The organism is Acinetobacter schindleri CIP 107287 (assembly GCF_000368625.1).
In the GTDB taxonomy this organism is placed as follows: Bacteria; Pseudomonadota; Gammaproteobacteria; order Pseudomonadales; family Moraxellaceae; genus Acinetobacter; species Acinetobacter schindleri.
On record NZ_KB849575.1, the window covers coordinates 649167 to 670774 of the forward strand.

At 42.0% G+C, this 21608-nt stretch carries 19 protein-coding genes; 13 read left to right on the forward strand and 6 right to left on the reverse strand.

Features of this window, described 5'->3' with window-relative positions; translation table 11 throughout:
- Positions 1–540 precede the first annotated feature (540 nt).
- The 6 genes from F955_RS16575 to rnhB all read left to right on the forward strand — a co-directional run bounded on the left by F955_RS16575 (position 541) and on the right by rnhB (position 5088).
- Positions 541–702, forward strand: a complete 162-nt coding sequence (locus F955_RS16575) for a hypothetical protein (protein ID WP_155756525.1) — start codon at positions 541–543, stop codon at positions 700–702.
- Positions 703–1106: 404 nt separating this feature from the next.
- Complete coding sequence (locus tag F955_RS06290; RefSeq protein WP_004892544.1) at positions 1107–2429, forward strand: NCS2 family permease; 1323 nt, start codon at positions 1107–1109, stop codon at positions 2427–2429.
- Positions 2430–2506: 77 nt separating this feature from the next.
- Positions 2507–3508 (forward strand): adenosine deaminase, encoded by a 1002-nt coding sequence (locus tag F955_RS06295; RefSeq protein ID WP_004892547.1) that lies wholly within the window; start codon positions 2507–2509, stop codon positions 3506–3508.
- Between the two features lie 60 nt (positions 3509–3568).
- The gene (locus tag F955_RS06300; protein ID WP_004892551.1) at positions 3569–3916 is read left to right on the forward strand and encodes a hypothetical protein; all 348 of its coding nucleotides are present in this window, start codon (positions 3569–3571) and stop codon (positions 3914–3916) included.
- A gap of 123 nt (positions 3917–4039) precedes the next feature.
- Positions 4040–4423: a hypothetical protein gene (locus tag F955_RS06305; protein ID WP_004892554.1), complete on the forward strand. Its 384-nt coding sequence runs from the start codon at positions 4040–4042 to the stop codon at positions 4421–4423.
- A 71-nt stretch (positions 4424–4494) separates the two neighbouring features.
- The gene (gene rnhB / locus F955_RS06310) at positions 4495–5088 is read left to right on the forward strand and encodes a ribonuclease HII (RefSeq protein WP_004892558.1); all 594 of its coding nucleotides are present in this window, start codon (positions 4495–4497) and stop codon (positions 5086–5088) included.
- 109 nt (positions 5089–5197) lie between these two features.
- Here rnhB and csrA read toward each other — a convergent pair whose 3' ends face one another.
- The 3 genes from csrA to alaS form a co-directional block, all read right to left on the reverse strand.
- Complete coding sequence (csrA, locus tag F955_RS06315; protein ID WP_004892562.1) at positions 5198–5452, reverse strand: carbon storage regulator CsrA; 255 nt, start codon at positions 5450–5452, stop codon at positions 5198–5200.
- A 253-nt stretch (positions 5453–5705) separates the two neighbouring features.
- Positions 5706–6986, reverse strand: coding sequence for an aspartate kinase (locus tag F955_RS06320; RefSeq protein WP_004892566.1), 1281 nt, complete (start codon positions 6984–6986; stop codon positions 5706–5708).
- Positions 6987–7050: 64 nt separating this feature from the next.
- On the reverse strand, positions 7051–9744 hold the full coding sequence (gene alaS, locus F955_RS06325) for an alanine--tRNA ligase (RefSeq protein ID WP_171058619.1): 2694 nt from the start codon (positions 9742–9744) through the stop codon (positions 7051–7053).
- Positions 9745–10154: 410 nt separating this feature from the next.
- Here alaS and F955_RS06330 point away from each other — a divergent pair, with 410 nt between their 5' ends.
- The 6 genes from F955_RS06330 (at position 10155) to F955_RS06355 (ending at position 16157) form a co-directional block, all read left to right on the forward strand.
- Positions 10155–11180 carry a type I glyceraldehyde-3-phosphate dehydrogenase gene (locus tag F955_RS06330; protein ID WP_004892570.1) on the forward strand — a complete coding sequence of 342 codons (1026 nt, stop codon included), beginning with the start codon at positions 10155–10157 and terminating at the stop codon, positions 11178–11180.
- Positions 11181–11356: 176 nt separating this feature from the next.
- Entirely contained in the window at positions 11357–11653 is a 297-nt protein-coding gene (locus F955_RS06335) for a hypothetical protein (RefSeq protein WP_004892573.1), read from the forward strand.
- A 589-nt stretch (positions 11654–12242) separates the two neighbouring features.
- Positions 12243–13409, forward strand: coding sequence for an ATP phosphoribosyltransferase regulatory subunit (locus F955_RS06340; protein ID WP_004892575.1), 1167 nt, complete (start codon positions 12243–12245; stop codon positions 13407–13409).
- A 71-nt stretch (positions 13410–13480) separates the two neighbouring features.
- Complete coding sequence (locus tag F955_RS06345; RefSeq protein ID WP_004892578.1) at positions 13481–14800, forward strand: adenylosuccinate synthase; 1320 nt, start codon at positions 13481–13483, stop codon at positions 14798–14800.
- A 164-nt stretch (positions 14801–14964) separates the two neighbouring features.
- Entirely contained in the window at positions 14965–15273 is a 309-nt protein-coding gene (locus F955_RS06350) for a hypothetical protein (RefSeq protein ID WP_004892580.1), read from the forward strand.
- A gap of 113 nt (positions 15274–15386) precedes the next feature.
- Positions 15387–16157 carry a M48 family metallopeptidase gene (locus tag F955_RS06355; protein WP_004892583.1) on the forward strand — a complete coding sequence of 257 codons (771 nt, stop codon included), beginning with the start codon at positions 15387–15389 and terminating at the stop codon, positions 16155–16157.
- Between the two features lie 121 nt (positions 16158–16278).
- Here F955_RS06355 and slyD read toward each other — a convergent pair whose 3' ends face one another.
- The 3 genes from slyD to F955_RS06370 form a co-directional block, all read right to left on the reverse strand.
- Positions 16279–16761, reverse strand: coding sequence for a peptidylprolyl isomerase (gene slyD / locus F955_RS06360; RefSeq protein WP_004892585.1), 483 nt, complete (start codon positions 16759–16761; stop codon positions 16279–16281).
- Positions 16762–16899: 138 nt separating this feature from the next.
- Entirely contained in the window at positions 16900–18186 is a 1287-nt protein-coding gene (locus tag F955_RS06365; protein ID WP_004892588.1) for an NAD(P)/FAD-dependent oxidoreductase, read from the reverse strand.
- 233 nt (positions 18187–18419) lie between these two features.
- Positions 18420–19724: a D-alanyl-D-alanine carboxypeptidase PBP6B gene (locus F955_RS06370; protein ID WP_004892590.1), complete on the reverse strand. Its 1305-nt coding sequence runs from the start codon at positions 19722–19724 to the stop codon at positions 18420–18422.
- Positions 19725–19899: 175 nt separating this feature from the next.
- Here F955_RS06370 and F955_RS06375 point away from each other — a divergent pair, with 175 nt between their 5' ends.
- A complete protein-coding gene (locus F955_RS06375) occupies positions 19900–21603 on the forward strand; it encodes a M61 family metallopeptidase (RefSeq protein ID WP_004892595.1) in 1704 nt (567 codons plus the stop codon).
- The last annotated feature ends 5 nt before the right edge of the window (positions 21604–21608 follow it).

The following is a 21608-nucleotide window of genomic DNA, read 5'->3' on the forward strand; positions in this document are numbered from 1 at the left end:
CTCAATTTTCCCCATTCTTTATTTCAAAACAATTAAAGTTTATTTAAATTAAATATTCACTAGAAATAGATATTTATTTAAGATTTTCATAATTAATTTTAATTATAGGATTTTTTTATAAATCATTTTTGAATCCCTATAAAGGGAATTACCTCTCCTACAAGGAGGCTTGCGGAGCATGCTCCTCAGAGAGAGATTTTTTCTAATAAATCTCCTCACCCTGTTCGAAGTAATATTTCTCATCCCAAAGGGAGAAAGGGCTTTTAATATCTATAAATATGAATAAAACAATCATTTTTTGATTTATGAAAGAAGTGTATTTTAATAAAAATATTTAAGCAGATTAATGCTTTGTATTAACAATAAAAGCATAATTTTTTTATTGCAGAATTACTGATATTGATAAAGCTAAACTGAGTCAATTAGGTTACAAATTAATAATATTGATTACAATTTATATAGAATTTCACCTACTTTGTCACATGATTAGTTGATAATTTATTCATACAATCTTAAAAATGTAAAAGAATGCCTATAATTATGAAAAGTTATGTAATTCCAGTTTGCGCTTTATTGGTCGGGGTACTGGGATACTATGTGTATAAGCAAAGTGAAAACAGGCGCCAGCAGGAAATAAGCCGCATCATTACCGATGCCAAGATTTCTTTACAGGCAATTGAGGGTAAGCATATTCGTCATTAAGACGATATCTACTTGAGTGAGCTATTAACTGCATAAAATCAATGAACTTTTCAAATGACTGAACAGTTGAAAATTGAATAGAGAATTAAAGTTAAATTTTAGAAACAATAAAAAATCAATGTGTTATAATTCTGAAAACAAAATATTGGATCAGATTTGAGTTATTGTAACCAATTGATTCAATTCATTTATTAATGAGCTGCATAAGGTTATGCAGCTTTTTTGTTTAGTTTTTTTGTACTTAGTGCATAGTTACTGTTTTGCTGTGCTTTAAGATTACTTGACCCGTCGAATAGCGATGCTGGCATATTCGTTGCTAACTCATCCGCAAAATCCTTTACCTAATAAGTATAGGGATTTTATGGAATGCTCAGGCATAAAGTTTACTCAATAGGGGCTAGGTCATGACGACTCCTAATCCATCTTCCGAAAACATGCTGGAACGTTTGTTCAAACTGAGTGAAAACAAAACCAGTTTCCGTACAGAAGTTCTTGCAGGTGTAACGACATTCTTAACGATGTGTTACATCATTATTGTCAATCCAATGATTTTATCCGAAACAGGGATGGATCATGGGGCTGTCTTCGTTGCAACCTGTCTTGCAGCCGCAATTGGCTGTCTGGTGATGGGTCTTGTAGCAAACTATCCAATTGCGCTTGCACCTGGCATGGGCTTGAACGCTTTCTTTACCTATTCTGTATGTCTGGGAATGGGTGTGCCATGGCAAACTGCATTGGGCGCCGTTTTTGTGTCAGGTCTGGTATTTATTGCCATCAGTATGTTCAAAATACGTGAGGCAATCGTCAATGCTATTCCAATGTCCTTAAAACTGGCGATTGGTGGTGGTATTGGTTTGTTCCTTGCGCTTATTGCGCTGAAAAATGCAGGAATTATTGTCGATAACCCAGCAACTTTAGTTGGTCTAGGCGACCTTAAACAGCCATCGGTATTGCTTGCATTGCTTGGTTTCTTAATGGTTGTTGTGATGCATCATTTTAAAGTTCGTGGTGCAATTATCATCAGTATTTTAGTACTGACGGGCATTTCGGCTGCCATGGGCCTGAGCGAATTTAAAGGTGTGGTCGGTGCTGTACCTTCAATTGCGCCAACTTTTATGCAAATGGACTTTGAGGGTTTGTTTACTGCAAGCTTGATCGGTGTCATCTTCGTATTCTTCTTGGTCGATTTATTCGACTCAACAGGTACTCTTGTTGGTGTTTCTCACCGCGCAGGTTTATTAAAAGATGGTAAATTACCTCGCTTGAAAAAAGCACTATTTGCTGACTCATCTGCAATTGTGGCAGGTGCAGCATTAGGTACGTCTTCAACTACACCATATATTGAGTCTTCAGCAGGTGTAGCTGCAGGTGGTCGTACAGGCTTAACCGCAGTGATTGTCGGTTTCTTGTTTATTGCCTGCTTATTCTTGGCACCTCTTGCTCAATCTGTACCAAGCTTTGCAACAGCACCAGCCCTTTTGTTTGTGGGTGTGTTGATGATTCAAGGCATCGTACATATTGATTGGGACGATATCACAGAAGCTGTTCCAGCATTCTTGACTATCGTGTTCATGCCATTCACGTATTCAATTGCTGATGGTATCGCGATGGGTTTTATCAGCTATGCTTTGATTAAATTACTCACAGGTAAGGCTTCAACTGTACCGTATATGGTGTGGATTGTTGCTGTGCTTTGGGCATTGAAATTCGCGCTATTCGGTGGCTGATTTTTGTCAAATTCAGAAAGGGTGTAAACTCAGTTTGCGCCCTTTTTTATTTTTCTCAGGTTTAATCAGGAGTAGTGATGAACCGTCTTGAATTAATACAGGCGATGCCAAAAGCAGAGCTGCACGTGCATATTGAAGGTACTTTTGAACCTGAGTTAATGTTTGCAATTGCACAACGTAATGAGATTGCCATTCCTTACCAGTCGGTTGAGGAAGTTAGGCAGGCCTATAATTTCCATAATCTGCAATCCTTTTTAGATATTTATTATGCTGGTGCCAATGTTCTGATTCATGAACAGGATTTTTACGATCTGGCCTGGGCATATTTTGAAAAATGTGCCGAAGACAATGTTGTACATACCGAAATGTTCTTCGATCCACAAACCCATACCGATCGTGGAATTGCTTTCGAAACGGTACTGAATGGTCTGCAACGTGCGTGTGATGATGCCGCAGAAAAACTCGGTATTACTTCACATCTGATCATGTGTTTTTTGCGTCATCTCAGTGAAGCAGCAGCATTTGAAACTCTAGAACAGGCTTTGCCATATAAAGATCAAATTATTGGGGTGGGGCTGGATTCAAGTGAAGTTGGACATCCGCCCTCTAAATTTGAATATGTCTTTGCTAAAGCGCGTGAAGCAGGTTTCCTGATTGTGGCACATGCGGGTGAAGAAGGTCCGGCAGAATATGTCTGGGAAGCTTTAGATCTGTTGAAAGTGAACCGTATTGATCATGGTGTACGTTCTGAGGAAGACCCGGCATTGATGCAGCGTTTGATTGCAGAAAAAATGCCGCTGACAGTATGCCCACTGTCAAACTTAAAGCTTTGTGTGGTAGATGATATGCAGCAACATAATATTCGTCGCCTGTTACAGCAGGGCGTGCATGTCACTGTGAATTCGGATGATCCATCCTATTTCGGTGGTTATATGAATGACAATTTCATTGCTATTGCTGAAGCTTTGGATTTAAGCAATGATGAGTTAAAACAGTTAGCGATCAATTCTTTTGAAGCCTCATTTATCAGTGAAGCAGACAAGGCCAACTGGATTAGCAAGATCAAAGTATTGGTCTAAGTAAACTATATATAAGAGGTGGAGTTCGCTCCGCCTTTTTTCTGTTGAATGAGTAAATTCATGAAAAAATATATTATCGCGATATCTATGGCTGTTTTGGCTTTCTGGACACATAGTCATGCCGATATAAGTTTGACTCAAAAAGCTTTAAAGCCAGTGATTGTCTATCAATGTGGGCAAGAACTCAAAGACTCCAAAGTCTGGAAAGTTTCGACCTATCTGATGCAGGACACTAATAAAGCCAAACTGGAACACAATGTCTGTGATTGTGTGGGTGAACATGCTTTAAAAGATGTGCCGGCATCAACTTTGCTTAAAGCAACAGTAAATGAAGAAGCGAAAAACCAGTTGGCACGTCAAGCTGTAGCGAATAGTCTGAAAGGCTGTGTACAGGAATTAGTGAAATAGGTCAGGGTTTTCAATGGGCGTCGTTTAATTGCACAACTGACTCCATGGGCTGAAATAGTGATTTATTCACGCTTTAATTTTCGGCAAAATAGTGCATCTTTAATTCACAACATAGGATTTACAGTGAAAAAATTAGCAGCTGTACTTGCACCCATGGCTTTTGTTTTAACTGCTTGTGTTACCACTGATGGTACAACAGGTTCAACTGCTGCAACTACAGCGAACGGCTTGGCAATGGCTGCAGTCAAAGTAGGCGTGCAAGCAAAATGCGTCACTGAAATCAACAATAATACCTACTGGAAAACAGCATCTAAGTTGATGACTGAAACTCAGCAGACTGAATTACAAAACGAAGTATGTTCATGTGTAGCTGAGAAAGCGACTACTAGCGTAACAGCAGCTGACCTGGTTATTGCTGCAATGGACAAAACTTCTCAAGCAACCTTGGTAACTAAAGTGGTAAGTAGCACATTGAATGCCTGTGTTGTAGAAACTTTGAAAAACTAAGCAAGATTTGCTTAAATGAGCGGCCACTTTGGCCGCTTTTATATTTGGGCTGAATAATTGAAGGAAATATGATGCGAATTGCAGGTGTAGATGAGGCAGGGCGTGGTCCATTGGTGGGTTCAGTGGTGGCGGCTGCAGTTATTCTTGATCCGAATAATCCGATTGAAGGCCTGAATGACTCGAAAAAACTCACTGAAAAGAAACGTGAGAAGTTATTTATTGAAATTCAGGAAAAAGCATTGGCTTGGGCAATTGCCGAAGCATCTGCAGCAGAAATTGATGAACATAATATTTTGCAGGCTTCATTGCTGGCGATGCGTCGTGCGATAGAAGCACTTGATATTCAACCAGATCATGTACTGGTTGATGGCAACAAGATTCCTCGAGGTTTGGCGATGAGTTGTGATGCTGTCATTGGTGGGGATGCACTGCATGCCGAGATTTCAGCAGCAAGTATTCTGGCTAAGGTAACTCGTGATCATCAGATGGTTGAAATGGATCATAAATTCCCACACTTTGGTTTTGCCAAGCACAAAGGTTATCCAACCAAAGCACATTTTGAAGCAATTGCCTTGCATGGGGTAATTGAAGAGCATCGACGCAGTTTTGGTCCTGTGCGTAAAGCCATTGCAGCTATGCAGGAACAGAGTGAACTGGAGCTATAAGACATTTATAGAATATTTTATAAATACATAGAATGTCTAAGTGAAGTGCGGTAAAAGTGTAGAAAAAAATAAAAGCGGCCTAGAGCCGCTTTATTATTTTTCGCAGAAATTAACGATTAAAGTTATTCTGAGAAGAGGTATCATCTTCAAATGAAGGCTGATAGTCCTGGTCAATATGTTGAAGATGCTCATGCATTGCACGTTCATGCTGAATACGCTGGTAAATTTCTTCACGGTGGACAGAAACTTCCTTTGGCGCATTCACCCCAATACGTACCTGGTTGCCCTTTACGCCAAGCACAGTCACGCTGACTTGGTCTCCAATCATCAAAGTTTCTCCGACACGGCGAGTCAGAATCAGCATGTTTATCTCCTTGCAAAACGCTAAACGTGCATTCAATTTAGAATGTATGTTGAAACACAACTTGAAATCACAAGAGAAAATCGAACAGATCACCACGCACCATCTTGGTTGGGATTATCATCTATTTAAATTTTCTATAAATCCTCGCCCTTAATATAACAGAGCCACTATAAAAAAAACTATAGTGGCTCTGATTTTTTATGAAGTTTTGCAAAATAATGTCAGACAACGACAATAAATTACAAATCAATCATTAAGCACGTGCGCTTGATTCGCCAGACTCACGGTCCAAGCCAAATGCAGTGTGAAGCGAACGTACCGCAAGTTCCAGGTAGTTTTCTTCAATGATCACTGAAATTTTAATTTCAGAAGTCGAGATCATCAGAATGTTAATGCCTTCGTCTGCAAGAGCAGTAAACATTTTGCTCGCTACACCTGCATGTGAACGCATACCTACACCCACGATTGACACTTTTACGATGTCATCACGAGTCGCTACTTCACGTGCACCAATCGCTTGCGCGGTTTCTTCAAGGATTTTTTTCGCTTTTGCAAGCTCGCCACGGTTGACTGTGAACGTGAAGTCGGTGGTGCCATCTTCTTCAACGTTTTGGATGATCATATCGACTTCGATATTGGCATCACCAATTGGTTTTAAAATTTTAGAGGCAATACCTGGTTCGTCTGGAACACCCAGAATAGTCAGTTTAGCTTCGTCACGGTTAAACGCGATACCAGAGATAATTGGCTGTTCCATGTTGTCTTCCAATTCAGTAGTGATAAGGGTTCCGACGTTGTTTTTGAAGTCTTCATCAAACGCGCCATCGTTGTCGTTGTCGAAGCTTGAAAGTACGCGTAATGGCACTTGGTATTTACCTGCAAATTCAACTGAACGAATTTGAAGAACTTTAGAACCAAGGGATGCCATTTCCAGCATTTCTTCAAACGAAATACGGTCAACTTTTTTCGCTTTTGGTGCAACACGCGGATCAGTTGTATAAACACCATCTACATCTGTGTAAATTTGGCATTCATCAGCTTTTAATGCAGCGGCAAGTGCAACACCAGAAGTATCTGAACCACCACGACCTAGAGTCGTTGTGTTGCCATTGGCATCAAAGCCTTGGAAACCTGCCACCACAATGACACGGCCAGCATCTAGGTTTTCAGTCAAAACATCGGTATCAATCGCTTCAATACGAGCCTTGGTGAAAGCGCTGTCGGTTTTAATCCCAACCTGGCGACCAGTCAAAGATTTAGCTTCAACACCGATCGAGTTCAATGCCATTGCTAACATCGAAATCGTTACCTGTTCACCGGTAGAAACCATTTGGTCAAGTTCACGCGGGTCAGGGGTTTCGGTAATGGCTTTCGCTAAAGCAAGTAAGCGGTTGGTTTCACCACTCATCGCTGATACAACAACAACCACCTTGTGGCCGTGGTCATGCCAGCGCTTCACACGACGAGCAACATTTAAAATGCGCTCGGGAGTACCCATTGAGGTACCGCCATATTTTTGAACGATTAATGCCATAGTTGTTCCATTCAAACCATGACCCTGATGTTCCAATCAGGGTCAGTTACACAAAATGAAGTTTTTATTTTGCTTCAAGCCAAGCTGCTAGATCAGCCATCACTGTTGCAAACTTCTCGTTAAGTGGCGCGCCACCTTGTGCCAAGTCAGGTTTACCACCACCTTTACCACCAAGCTCAGTTGCCAAGTGTTTGATGATGTCACCCGCTTTAATAGAAGCAGTAAAGTCTTTCGCCACAGATGCGATCAAGCTCACCTTGTCACCCTCTACACCTGCAAGAACAATCACTGCATTTTCTAATTTAGATTTCACACCATCATGCAAGTTGCGAAGTGCTTTTGCATCCATGCCTTGAACGGTTGTGATCAGTGTTTGACGACCTGCAATCGTTTGAACTTGGCTTAACAGTTCACCCGCTTGTAGGCTTGCCAATTTTTGATTCAGTTGTTCGATTTGTTTTTGCAAGCTTGATGCTGTGTCAACAATCGCTTCAACTTTCTCTAAAGTTTGGTCTTTTTGTGCTTTCAATAAGCCATTAATCGTGTTGATGTCACGATCCGCTTTTTGAGCAACTTCAATGGCTTTAGTGCCTGTCACAGCTTCAATACGGCGCACACCTGCTGCAACACCACCTTCAGAGGTGATCTTGAACAGGCCGATGTCACCTGTACGTTTTACGTGAATACCACCACACAGTTCGATTGAGAAGTTTTTCTCTTCAATCACTGAACCCATAGACAGTACGCGAACTTCGTCACCGTATTTCTCACCAAACAACATCATCGCACCTTTTGCTTTCGCAGATTCGATATCAAGCAGTTCAGTGGTTACAGGGGTGTTGGCAATCACTTCAGCATTTACAAGACGTTCAATTTCTTGAAGTTGTTCAAATGTCACAGGTTGGTCGTTGGCAAAGTCGAAACGTAATACGTCAGACGCAACCAATGAGCCTTTTTGCTGTACGTGTGAACCTAAAATTTGACGAAGTGCAGCATGTAGAAGATGCGTTGCAGAGTGGTTACGAGCTGTTGCTGCGCGAATGTCTGCTTTTACTGTTGCTTCTACATTTTGAGTAACTTTTAAGTTACCCATGGTCACAATACCTTGGTGAACGAACGCACCACCAGATTTTTTCGTATCTTGAACTTCGAAAATACCGGTATCGTTTTTGAAAATACCTGTATCACCGATTTGACCGCCGCTTTCTGCATAGAAAGGTGTTTGGTTGAGAACGATCAGTGCTTCATCACCTTCAACCACTTCATCGACTTGCTCGCCATCTTTATAGATTGCGATGATTTGACCTTTACCCGCAGTTGCATCGTAGCCGTCAAATTGAGTTTCACCTTCAACTTTCACAACAGAGTTGTAGTCGATCGCGAATTTACCGGCATCACGTGCACGTTGACGCTGAGCAGCCATTTCAGTTTCAAAGCCTGCTTCGTCGATTGTTAAATCACGTTCACGTGCGATGTCCGCTGTAAGGTCAGTTGGGAAGCCATAGGTATCATAAAGTTTGAATACAACTTCACCTGGAATCACAGAACCTTTCAGTTGAGCTAATTCACCTTCAAGCAATTTCAAACCTTGCTCAAGTGTTTTTGCAAATTGCTCTTCTTCTTTCAGAAGTTGCGCTTCGATACGAGCTTGTTGTGCTTCAAGTTCAGGATACGCAGCACCCATCACTTCAATCAAAGGCTTCAACATTTTGTGGAAGAATGAACCTGTTGCACCCAATTTGTTACCGTGACGAACTGCACGGCGGATGATACGACGTAGGACATAACCACGACCTTCATTTGATGGATTTACGCCATCAGCAATGAGGAATGAACATGAACGTGCATGGTCAGCAACCACTTTAAGTGATGCAGGGTATTCAACTGGCTTGCCTTCAGCTTGTGCTTTCGCTTCAAGTTCAGCCGTATCTAAACCAATGATTTCAGCAGCTGCTTTTAACAAGTGCTGGAATAGGTCGATTTCGTAGTTTGAGTTCACATGTTGTAGAACTGCAGAAATACGCTCTAAGCCCATGCCTGTATCTACAGAAGGCGCTGGAAGAGGGTGGAGTACGCCATCTGCAGTACGGTTGAACTGCATGAATACGTTGTTCCAGATCTCGATGAAACGGTCGCCATCTTCTTCAGGTGTGCCCGGTAAACCACCCCAAATGTGATCGCCATGGTCATAGAAAATTTCAGAACATGGACCACAAGGACCTGTATCGCCCATTGCCCAGAAGTTATCTGATGCGTATTGACCGCCTTTGTTATCACCAATACGGATAATGCGAGATGCATCCAGACCGATTTCTTTGTTCCAGATGTCAAAAGCTTCGTCATCGGTGTGGTAAACCGTGGCATAAAGTTTATCTTTAGGAAGACCTAACCATTGCTCAGAAGTTAAGAAATCCCAAGCAAATTTAATCGCATCACGTTTAAAGTAGTCACCAAACGAGAAGTTACCCAACATTTCAAAGAATGTGTGGTGACGCGCTGTGTAGCCAACGTTATCTAAGTCGTTGTGCTTACCGCCTGCACGTACGCATTTTTGTGAAGATGTTGCACGGACATAATCGCGTTTTTCTAGACCTAAGAAGCAGTCTTTAAACTGGTTCATACCAGCATTGGTAAACAATAATGTTGGGTCGTTGGCAGGAACCAGAGAACTCGACGCGACACGTGTATGCCCTTGCGATTCAAAGTAGCTTAAAAAAGCTTCGCGAATTTCAGCTGATGTCATAAAACGAGTACTCACAACCAAGTCACTCCATAATTTCCGATTTGGCTAAAAACATCACAGTCTGACAAGAAGGTTGGTTCTTTGCTGCAATGCGGGGCTTAAATATTTAAAAACGCCAAATTATAACGGAAAATGCCTGTTCAACCAATGATTTTCATATTTATAGATCATAAAACTATAAGGAATGAATATTGGAAAAATCAGAAAAATGCCCTTCAAAATCAAAAGCTATTGTCATTACAGTAATTTATTTCAAATCTCAGTAACAGAAACTTCGGATTGCCTTCATTAAAGCATGAATTTTTCGATGAAATATTGGACATTCTGTGTAATTTTTAGTGGATTTAGCTGAATAGTTATCAGTCAGCTGCATAATTCTATTAATATAGGGCACTCAAAGTTTTATGCTGCTTAAGGGAATGTCGATGCAACGTATCGCAATTAATGGTTTTGGGCGAATCGGACGCAATGTGTTACGTGCATGGTTTGAAAATCCGAAAGATTTTAATTTTGACATCGTTGCCATTAATGACATTGCCGATGTGGAAACTTTACTGCATCTGTTCAAATACGACACCACTCATGGCCGCTTTCCAGGGCAGGTCGACCTCAGCTATGAACAGGAACGTGTTTATCTGCATGTGTCTTATCAGGATGCCAGTTTAAAAGTCGAAGTCCTGCGTCAAGCCAGCCCAGCTCAGATGCCATGGCAGGAGCTGAATGTTGATGTGGTACTGGAATGTACCGGTCTGTTCCGTTCCCGTGAAGCAGCGACCCAGCATATTACTGCCGGTGCCAAACGTGTGATCATTGGTGCAGCGCCGTTTGACAGTGTAGATGCTGCGATTGTTTATGGGGTGAACCATCGTGATGTGAAAAACAGTGACCAGATCATTTCCAGCGTATCTTGTACCACGCAGGCATTAGTGCCGCTGGTTAAAATCATAGATGATGCTTTCGGTATTGATACCGCGCTAATGACTGAAATTCATGCGGTCACTGCGGATCAATCAGTCCTAGACCATGCACATCGTGACTTACGTCGTGCCCGAGCTTCAGGGCAAAATATTATTCCGACGACGTCATCTGCTTTAGGCGCACTCAAGCAGGTCATGCCGAAAATGGAAAACCGGATTGATGGTTATTCGATTCGTGTACCGACCATTAATGTGGCAGCGATTGATTTAACTTTTGTGACTCAAGCCAATATTAGCGATCATCAACTGAATGACGTCCTAATCAAAGCAGCAGCTCAGGACTATACTGAAATTATGTCGATTACGGATGAACCTTTGGTCTCTTCCGATTTTAATCATTCGCCGTATTCATTGATTGTGGATATGACCCAGACCATAGTCGTAGGCAAGCAGGCCAAAGTATTTGCCTGGTATGACAATGAATGGGGTTATGCCAACCGGTTACTAGATTTATGTCATTCCTTTAATGCATAAAGCGCTCTAATCTATGGCTTAAGTAAATTTTATTCTCAAGTATATTGATGTATAAAGAAAATTAATCTACTTTGCCAGTCGATATCTGGTGCTGGCATTCCGATAAAATCGTTACAATATCGCCTGTTTTTTTGATTATGATAAAACTCAGGCGACCAACTAGAAGAGCAAAAGCAATGTTATTAATGTGGGGCTTTATTACACTCCTGACACTGGCGGTGATTTTCCTGATCTGGCTGCAGTTCAATCAGGTTGAAACTGGTCCTGAATTGGAGGGTGTTGCGGTCGAGCAAAAGGTCGCGAATCTGGAAGATAATCTAAAAAAGACCTTAGAGATTATGCAGGATCTGGCTAAAAAGATGCATGTACAGCAAGAAGTACTGGACCAGACCACGACCAAACTAAAACAGGTCGAATTACAGAATGCCGAGCTGGTGCATCTGCTGGCAAAAGTAGTTGAACCAAAACAATAATCCTCGAAAATGCTTTTCTGATTAAGCAGTCTAAAAGAGCAGGCTGCGTAAAACTCATGCCGAAATTACCCTCATCATAATGGTAGACAGCATGCTGAAACCTGATGTATTACATATAGATGTAGGCTAAATTTAATCTAATAACGAACTGTATTTTTATAAGAAGTGCAGCGTGTTGTCCTGTTAACTTCAAATTTGCCTGAATAGTGCTGTTTTCTTAGGTGTTCAAATCCGTGCAGTTTGTATTTATGCGGGATTTTTTTAAACATTTAAAAATTAATTTTTCTGAAGTATTTGCTGGTTATTTTGGAAAGTATAGAGTTCAAGATAAAACCTTAAAGTTTTTTTAAGGAATAAATTTTTTAAAATCATGTTGATAGTTTAGCTTTTGATATCTTTTTAATTGACTTGGCCCAAGTCTTCACCGCTGGATTTTCATTATCAATGTTAGTCATTTGATCAGTCAGAGAAAATTATAAAAATTGCGATGCACAGCCTAAATGATCGTGCTAGACTAGGAGAAATCGGGTGTGCTCCCGATTTTTTTATGCGGATTTGTTCCGCGCTGACAAGAATTTAGGTTTACAACATGCCCATTTCAGAGACATGGTTATTACCTGATGGTGTAGCTGATGTATTACCAGAACAAGCGCAAGTCATTGAGCATTTGCGTCGTAAATCACTGGATTTCCTCGCATCTCGAGGTTATCAGTTGGTGTACACGCCATTCATTGAATACATTGAATCTTTATCTTCTCTCTCAGAATCGAATCAGGATTTAGACTTAGCCACTTTTAAAGTGATCGACCAGCTTTCTGGTCGTTTGCTTGGTGTGCGTGCCGATATGACACCACAAGTGGCTCGTATCGATGCGCATGTACATCCAGTGGAAGGTGTAGCTCGTTACTGCTACGCAGGTACGGTTTTACATACCAAACCCCAGGGTTTTAACACCACGCGTGCACCGCTGCAGTTGGGTGCAGAATTATTCGGTTCAGACAGTATTGATGCCGATGTAGAAATGATTGACCTGATGGTGAGTCTGATTCAGGAATCTGGTCTGGCAGATGGTATTCACCTTGACTTGGGTCATGTCGGTCTGTTCCGTAGTCTTGTAGCTCAAGCGGGCTTAAGTAAGGCAGCTGAACGTCAATTGTCTGACCTATATCAGCGTAAAGCGTTGCCGGAATTGCAAGAGTTTACTGCGACACTGAACCAGGGCCATGATTTCTACGTATTGGGTCGCTATGCAAGTGATTTGAATGCATTACAAACACAATTGAGTACTGAAGTACTCGCAAATCCAGACTTTAAACAGGCACTGGATGCATTGATCAACACTCAACAGGAAATTCAGGCACGCTGGCCGAATCTGGAAATTGGTGTCGATGTGGTTGAATTGCGTTCTTACCATTACCACACTGGCCTGATGTATGCCGTGTATGCACCAAACCGTGCTGCACCACTGGCACAAGGTGGCCGTTATGACGGTATTGGTCAACACTTTGGTCGTGCCCGTCCTGCAACCGGTTTCTCTTGTGACTTGTATAGCTTAAGTGCAGGCAAATTTGAAACTGCACAGATTATTGTTGCACCTAAAGGTAATGATGCTGCTTTGCTTGATGCGATTCAGGCAACACGTGCACAAGGCTTAAGTGTAATTCAGTTATTAGGTAATGATGGTTTAAACTCGGTGCCGTATGCAACTCACCAGCTGGTGAATGTTGACGGTGAGTGGACAGTCAAAACAATTTAATGGTCAGGCTCAGTATTCATGTCGCTGGGCCAGGCTTTTCAACTTTAACAGCATGATGTAATGAGGCTATTATGGGCAAGAATGTTGTGGTACTTGGTACCCAATGGGGCGACGAAGGTAAAGGTAAAATCGTCGACCTGCTCACAGATCAAGCGGCAGCAGTTGTACGTTATCAAGGCGGTCACAACGCAGGCCATACTCTTGTAGTTGGTGGTAAAAAGACAGTTCTTCACCTCATTCCATCAGGTATTTTACGTGAAAACGTACTGTGCTTAATTGGTAACGGTGTGGTTCTTTCACCTGAAGCGCTCATCAAAGAGATGGATATTCTTGAAAAAGAAGGCGTGCCTGTTAAAGAGCGTCTGCGTATTTCGCCAAACTGCCCTTTGATTCTTCCAAACCACATTGCGCTTGATCAAGCACGTGAAATCAAACGTGGTAATGCGAAAATTGGTACGACTGGTCGTGGTATTGGCCCAGCTTACGAAGATAAAGTGGCTCGTCGTGCAATCCGTGTTGCTGATCTGGTACGTGGTGGTGAACATCTTAAAGCACAGTTAACAGAGCTTCTTGAATACCATAACTTCCAGTTAACTCAATTCTACGGTGTAGAAGCAGTTAAGCTTGAAGAAGTACTTGCACTTTGCGACCAATGGCGTGAAGTGGTTGCGCCGCTTGTTATCGACGTAACAGGTGAGTTGCATAAATACCGTAAAAACGGTGATAACATCATGTTTGAAGGTGCGCAAGGTTCACTTCTTGACGTTGACCACGGTACATATCCGTACGTGACTTCTTCAAATACGACTGCGGGCGGCGTAAGCTCAGGTTCAGGTCTTGGTCCATTACACCTCGATTATGTATTGGGTATTACCAAAGCATACACAACACGTGTAGGTGCTGGTCCATTCCCAACTGAACTTGTGTACGATGCTGCAAATGATGTTGGCGATGCAATCGGCAAACACTTGGGTACTGTAGGTTCAGAATTTGGTGCGTCTACTGGCCGTCAACGTCGTTGTGGCTGGTTCGATGCGGAAATCCTGCGCCGTTCAGTAGAAGTAAACTCACTTTCTGGTATTTGCCTGACTAAACTTGACGTTCTTGACGGTTTAGAAGAAGTAAAAATCTGTGTAGGTTACGAAGCTGCTGATTCTGGCTGTGTAGGTTCTTCTGATGCACTTGCATTCGAAACTTTAAAACCGATCTACGAAACGATGCCAGGCTGGTCTGAGTCTACTTTCGGTGCCAAATCATTAGATCAATTACCACAAGCTGCAATTAATTATGTGAAACGTCTTGAGCAATTGATTGAATGTCCAATCGACATCATTTCAACTGGTCCAGACCGTGAAGAAACAATTGTTCTTCGTCATCCGTTTGATGCTTAATCCTTTAAGCTGAAATGAGAAAAACCCTGTGAATTTCACAGGGTTTTTTTATAACGTATCGAGTAAGGAATACGGGCGCACGACTAAAGTTGCATCACAGAGTGATGTGTAATGCTGCTGTGCTTGTTAGAATAAATATTAAAGAAATTATAAGAGCTTGCAGGATGCAAAAAAATATCTCGGCAACCATGTTCTATTCGTTGCTGTTTGCCATGGGCGGGGCACCGACTATTGCCATGCTGATTATTCGTGCTCAAACCAGTAATCCTGAAATTATCTATAATGCGCTGGTGGGCTTAAGTGTCATTATTGCCTGTGTATTGGTGCCAGTGATCCTGATCCAGAACGCTATCCTGTTTGCCAAGCGCAAAAGTGAAAGCCTGGAAATGAAGATCCAACCTTTGAGCCAGTTTTATCTGGTTTTAAATGTACTTTGTCTAATTTATTGGCTTGGCATACAATTCATCACCTGAAATATTACATAAATGCTAAAAAGATGAAGTAATTACACGTTTCAGGTATAGCGATGTTTCAATTATAATTTTTATCAAGTATTGTGCCTTGAAACTGGGGTGGAGAATCTATAATGAAAAATAAATTTTTGTTCAGCATGTGTGCGGCAACAGTCGTCACTTTGTCAGGTTGTACCACTGTCGCTGATATAGCGGGCGCGGATACATCAACCTTAAACGCTGTAGCGACACAAGGCTTTAACAAGACCGTTCAGGAAGCACGTTCTGCCAATACACTGGATACGTCTTCTGCTACCTATAAGCGTATCAACACCGTATTTAACAAATTGCGTCCTTATGCAGACCAGCTGAACCAGACAGGCACCCGATTTGACTGGCAGCTGGCTGTACTGAAGAGCGATCAGGTCAATGCTTATGTTGCCCCAGGCGGTAAGGTGGTGTTCTATACGGGTATCGTCAATAAATTGAACTTAACTGATGCTGAAATTGCAGCAATTATGGGTCATGAAATGGTGCATGCGCTAGAAGAGCATTCTAAACAGAAGATTGGTGCCCAGGCATTGACTGACTTAGCTTTAGGTATTGGCTTGAGTGCGGCAGGTGTAGGGCAGGGTGGTGCAGCAGCTGCACAGCTGGGCAGCCAGATTGGTATTGGTCTGCCATACTCACGTAACCTGGAAAGCCGTGCTGACCAAGGTGGCTTAATGTTGATGGCTCGTGCAGGTTATAACCCGAATGCTGCAATTACCCTGTGGGAAAAAATGAGTAAGCAAACCAGTAGTGGTGTCGCGTTCTTATCGACTCACCCATCAAGCAGTCAGCGTATTGCCGCAATGCGTCAAAACCTGCCAGCCGCAATGCAGATTTATAACCAACGTAAATAATCATTGCTTGAATTATAAAAAGCAGGGCAGAGGCTCTGCTTTTTTATGCCTGAATAAAATATATAGGCAACAAAAAAGGCAAAGTTTTCACTTTGCCTTTTGCACTTAAGATCAATCGATCTTAGTGGTGGTGACCGCCTGCACCATGTACGTGACCATGGTCAAGTTCTTCTTGAGAAGCTTCACGGATTTCAACGATTTCAACGTCGAAAGTCAGGTCTTGGCCAGCAAGTGGGAAGTTCGCATCAACAACAACGTTTTCGCCTTCAACTGCTTTAACAGTTACGATTTGAACGCCGTCATCAGTTTGTGCCTGGAATTGCATACCAGGTTGGATGTTGTCCACACCCTGGAACATTTTCGCAGGAACTTCTTGTACTAGCTCTGGGTTGTATTCGCCATAGCCTTCAGCTGCTGGAACAGTTACAGTGAATTTGTCGCCTACAGTTTTACCAAGTAGTGCATTTTCAAGGCCAGGAATGATGTTGCCTGCACCATGCAAATATGCAAGTGGTTCACCTTGAGATTTATCGAGAGTTTCACCCTCTGCGTTAGTCAATGTGTAGTGGAAAGAAACCACGAGGTCATTTGCAACTGCAGTCATGATATTGATCCAATCAAATTTTTTAAGAGATACATCATAAAGTGAAATTGAGTTTTTGTAGACTAAAATTAGCAAAAAAAATGCAATTTCCCTATATAAATGCTGATTTTTTCATTGATGGGGGCGCATCTGTAAATTTCAATGCAATTTTATCTTCGGCGAGATTTTTCTTGTAACGAAGTCTTTTACCGTCATTACCCCAGCCTGAGTATAGCCCAAGATCGTGGCCTGATGCAGCCGGTATAATGAAACATACATCGACTTGGCGACAGAGCCCTGTACATTGACCTGACCGAGTAATTCACCTACGGCTTTATTTTCACTTAAGGATACCAGAGAACCTTTATCCGAGAAGACGAACATCGGTAACTGTGTCTGACCATTCGCACGTAATCGTAAAGAATTGGCAAGGAAACTGGCCTGCTGGCTGGCAACCTGTGCACGTGGTCCCAAGACGGGTTCATCAGCTCTAGGCTTGCAATGTGCACAATCCCCAAAGGCAAAAATATTCGGATCTGCGGTCGTCTGCAATGTCGCATAAACTTTAAGGCGATGAATATTGTCTCTTTCCAGTCCTTCAAGTTGCGTGAGTACCTCAGGTGCCTTGATCCCGGCTGCCCAGACTTTTACTTCTGCTTCCAGACTTGAACCATCTGCAAAATAAATATGCTCTTCATCGACTTTAGCCACACGATGTTGAGTCAGTACTTCAATACCTAGCTGTTTCAGCTGCTTCATCGTGTGCTCAGCAACTTTGGGAGACAGGGCAGGAAGAATACGATCTGCAGCTTCAATCAGGGTAATTTTGACCTTATTCGGATCGATCTTGTTCAGACCATATTTATGAAAATTATTCTTGGCAGAAACCAGTTCTGCTGCCAGTTCAACGCCTGTAGCACCTGCACCAATAATGGCAATTTTCAGTTCACGGCTATCTGCTTCATTCTGGGCATTTAAGTAAAGATGCAGCAGGTCTTGCTGAAAAATATCCGCCTGTTCGCGACTGTCGAGGAAATGACAGAATTGTTTGACACCTTCGGTATTGAAGTCATTTGAAGTGGAGCCTAAAGCAAGCACCAAGGTGTCATAGTCAATATTTCTATTCTTGGTAGGTTGGACTTTTTTAGAAAAGTATTTGGTTTCAACCAGAATCTGTTTGGTTTCACGGTCAATATTTTTAAACGTGCCTAAGACAAATTCATAATGATTCGCTGCGGCATGGGCAAAATAATTGGTTTCTTCTTCATGCGGATTGAGTGTGCCGGCTGCAATTTCGTGAAGAAGAGGTTTCCAGATATGGGTCAGCTTCTGATCGATCAGGGTAATCTGGGCCTTACCATTTCTGCCTAAGCTTTGTCCTAACTGGGTAGCCAGTTCCAGACCACCTGCACCACCACCTACAATCACAATTTTATGGGCTGTCATACCTTATTAACCTATTTATTTTTTTAATGAAATAGAAAGAAAACATACTATGACAGGCTTAAAATAAGGTCTTGATAAGAATTGTTATACAGCTTACAAATTGTAGCAATTCAAGGATATAAATTAATAATGTCTTTTATGGAGGTCGTTATTGGTAAAATTAAAAATAAATGTAGGCAATAAAAAAAGGAAGGCTAATTAATATAATTGCCATCCTTTGTCTGTCTCAGATTTTATTTGCCAATCGGATACAATATAACGTCTGCATTCGTACTTGAGAATAGGCCAAATAACCATTGCAGGAACTTTTCAAAGAAATTCGCTTCTTCAATATCGACCTGATCTTCAATCAGGATGGTACGAATCAACTGATTATTCTGATAGACGTTTACCGTTACCAATTGCATGACTTTTGCCAGTGGCGCGGTCAGTTGGGTCTCATTCACTTCAATATTTAAGTGGGTCTGAGTTTCGCGTAATGGCTCAATGCTTTGTAGAGTACCATTCCCTGTATCTAACATCACGCGTTGAGTACTTTGATCAAACTGGTTCAGGTCAATGCTATAGCTCTGATCATAGAGTGAAGTAGTAATTAATTCAGGTTTTTTGGTCGCTACCTTAAACATTTTTAGGGTGGATTGAACCACAGGCAGTTCAGCCAGCACTTGCTTGTCCTTGAGTGCTACCTCATTGCGGGTATAGGTATAGGCCAGGTTCATTAGCTTATGAGCGACTTCCGCACGTTTTACAGCACTTTTGCTCCCCATCACCACGACGATTAAACGACGGTTAGATAGACTCATGTCCATGCTTGGACGGATCGCGGTGGCAGCCAGATTATAACCTGCAGCACGGGTAAAACCGGTTTTCAAGCCGTCTACTGTTGGGTCTATTTTTAGCAATAGATTGGTGGCACGGTGGAAACGCTGGTTATAACTGAAGCTCTGTTGCTTGGAATAGAACAGATAGTTTGGCGTTTCATTGACCAAAGCCTGAGACAGTTTGGCCAGGTCGGCTGCCGTGGAATAGTGCTCAGGCATGGTGATACCAGCTGGATTCTGGAAATGAGAATGGGTCATTCCTAAAGCCTGTGCTTCCTTATTCATACGCTCCACAAATTTGGGTACGCTTCCAGAAATTTTTTCCGCCAACGTCACTGCGGCATCATTGGCAGACATTACAATTAAGCCTGCCAATAACTGATCTACTGAAATCTGCTCACCTTCTTTTAGGTACATCTGGGATTCATCCCACATCACCATATTGACTACAGATGTCGCAGTTATTACTTCATTTTTATCTAATTTTCCGGCCTGAATTTCCTTGAGCGTGATATAAGCTACCATCATTTTGGTCAGGGAAGCCGGAGCACGTTGCAGGTCTTCATTATGTGAAGCAATAGTCTGACCGGTCTGGCTGTCCAGAATAGTCCAGGCTTCTGCCTCAACACTTTCAGGATTAATATTCAGTAGGGCAGCATGCGAGATTGCGGACATAAAAAAGCACAATGTCGCAATCAGTGAGACGATAAATTTCAAGGGGGTTCCTTATTCGACCAATCCGTTGGCGAGCAAAAAAATTTTAGGCATGCTAAGCCTTTTTTTTTGTCATGGCTAGTACTCATTGTAGACATTTAAGACACTTCCGCAATGTATTGGAAAAAAATGTTAAGCTTAGACTTAACACATTCTAATTTCTTTTGAATCGCCCATTATGTTGCATTATCAAATCGAATTTGACGATTATCGTCAGCATCTTGTTCACGTGACTGTTCGCTTTTTAGCAGACCCTACACAGGTGTTGTCTTTGCCAACGTGGATTCCGGGCAGTTACCTGATTCGTGAATTTTCCAAGCACATTGAAGGGGTGAAAGCCTTTGATGAAGCAGGACGCCAGCTGAAAATCCAGAAATTTGAAAAGAATAAATGGCGCTTGTTTAATACCGACCATGAGCTGATTACGGTTGAATATGATGTCTATGCCTATGATCTGTCCGTACGCGGTGCATATGTCGATGGAACACGTCTATATGTGAACCCGGCCTGTACTTGTCTGGGGCTGGAAGGGCAAGAAAATAAAGCGATTGAAGTTGAAATCTTCCTGCCAGATGAACTGAAACATTTCCAGTTAGCAACCGGTATGGCATCCAAGAGCCTGGTCAAAGGCCGCTATACGCTTAAAGCAGAAAATTATGCCGAGCTGATCGATTCACCATTTGAACTGGCAGAACAGACCCGTTTTAGCTTTGAAGCCAATGGTATTCCGCATGAGTTCGTGGTTTCTGGCAAACATGAGATGAATGCTGAACGTATGCAGCAGGATCTGGAAAAGATCTGTAGTACCGAAATTTCTATGTTTGGTTCGGCGCCATTTAGTAACTATACCTTTATGACCATGGCAACAGGCAACAGTTATGGTGGTCTGGAACATCCAAATTCAACCAGTCTGATTACTCCACGTGACGATCTGCCGAAAGCCAACGAGCCGGAAGAGCCATCGAAGGATTATCAGCGTTTCTTAGGTTTATGTAGCCATGAATATTTCCACTCTTGGTTAGTGAAATTTATTCGCCCTGAAAACTTTGTGAATTACGATTTAAACAAAGAAGGCTACACCTCTTTACTTTGGATCTTTGAAGGATTTACTTCTTATTATGATGACCTGATTCTGCTTCGTAGTGATGTGATTAACCAGGAATCATATATTGCTTTACTGAAAGCACAGATTGACCGTTATTTGCAAAACCCAGGTCGCTTTATTCAAAGTGTGTCTGAATCAAGCTTTGATGCCTGGGTGAAATTCTATCGTCAGGATGAAAACTCGAATAATGCTGGCACCAGCTATTACAACAAAGGTTGTTTAGTGGCACTTTGCTTAGACTTAGGTTTGCGTCTACGTGGTTCAAGCCTGGATGCCTTGATGCGCAAGTTGTATGAAAATGCGCAAAATGGCATTCAGGTGAACGAGCGTACTATCTTCGAGTTATGTGAAGAATTGACTGGCGATAACTGGTTAGAACAGATCAACCATCTGATCAATACCACAGAAGAATTACCACTGGATCAGTTATTCCCTGAGTTTGGGGTAAGCTATACCCTGAAAAATGACAAGTCTCTGCCATTTGGTTTGAAATTGGTAGATAAGCCTGAAGGTGTATTCGTTCAATCCGCTCGTCGTGACAGTGCTGCGGCGAAGGCAGGCCTGTCAGCCAATGATGTGATCATTGCAATTGATGGCTTGAAAGCGACGACAAAGCTTGCCGAGAAATATGCGAAGCAGGAAGGAATTTATACTGTTCATGCATTCCGTCGTGATGAGTTAATGGCCTTTGATATTCAAGCAGCGGGTTCTGAATTGACTGAAGTCGAACTTAAAATTGAAGATCAAACTAAAGCTGAGAAATGGTTGAAAGCTTGATTTGC